The 1,114-nt window shown below is 64.0% G+C and carries 1 protein-coding gene; it reads right to left on the bottom strand.

Annotation, left to right across the window (positions count from 1 at the left end):
* The coding region (locus GGQ90_RS28920) for an IS256 family transposase (RefSeq protein ID WP_188084660.1) at positions 1–1,027 on the bottom strand (1,027 nt) is incomplete at its 3' end.
* Between the last annotated feature and the right edge of the window lie 87 nt (positions 1,028–1,114).

The raw sequence follows: 1,114 nt of genomic DNA, 5'->3' as shown, positions 1-1,114 counted from the left end.
CCCTTCGCTTAATCTCCTTGTTCACCCTTTCCAGCGGGTTGGTGGACGCGATCTGCGCCCAGTGATCCTTCGGGAACGCCATGTAGGCAAGCACATCCTCGCGCGATGCGTCCATCATGTCGGCCAGCTTCGGGAACTTCTCGCGCAGGGCATCGGCGACCTGCTCCCACTGCTGGTGCGCCGCTTCGGTCGTCTCCTGCGCGAAGATCGTCTTGATCATGGCAATCACGGCGGGCCGCTGTTTGGGCGCGGCATGGGCCAGCGCGTTGCGCATCCAGTGCACCCGGCAGCGTTGCTGGCTCGCGGCAAACACCTTGCTGGCGGCAGCGCGCAGTCCCTTGTGATCATCGGCGATGACCAGCTTCACCCCGCGCAGTCCGCGATCCGCCAGCGAACGCAGGAAGGCTTTCCAGAAGGGCTCCGCCTCCGAAGGGCCGGTGGCGACGCCCAGAACTTCACGGCGGCCATCGGTGTTGACGCCAACGGCGATTATCGTCGCCGTCGAGACGATCCGTCCGCCCTCACGCACCTTGAGGTAGGTGGCGTCGATCCACAAATAGGGCCACTCGCCCTCGATCGGGCGGGTGAGGAAGGCGTTCACCCGCTCGTCAATCTCGGCAACCAGGCGGCTGACCTGGCTCTTCGATACGCCGCTGGCGCCCATCGCCTTAACCAGATCGTCGACCGAACGGGTCGAGACGCCGTGCACATAGGCCTCCTGGATCACCGCTGCCAAGGCCTTCTCGGCGGTGCGGCGCGGCTCCAGGAAGCTCGGAAAGTAGCTGCCTTTGCGCAGCTTCGGGATCGCCAGATCGATCCGACCGGCACGGGTGTCCCATCCCCGTTCGCGGTAGCCGTTGCGGTGGTTCAGTCGCGACTGGCTGCGACTGCCGGCGGGCGCACCGGTTCTGGCCTCAATCTCCAGATCCATCATGCGCTCAGCGGCAAAAGCCAGCATCTCGCGCACCAAATCGCTGTCAGCCCCTTGCTCGATCAGCTCAACAAGGGCCATTCTGTCATCGGTCATCGTCTTCTTCTCCAGGTTCGAGTTCGCATCCGAACCCTACCAGAAGATCGACGGTGGCCACCCTCTCAGGGAAACCTTCCTACACCA

The organism is Sphingobium scionense (assembly GCF_014197035.1).
Taxonomy (GTDB): domain Bacteria; phylum Pseudomonadota; class Alphaproteobacteria; order Sphingomonadales; family Sphingomonadaceae; genus Sphingobium; species Sphingobium scionense.
The sequence above is the reverse complement of the archived record's forward strand: the minus strand, read 5'-3'. Positions and strand labels throughout refer to the sequence as shown.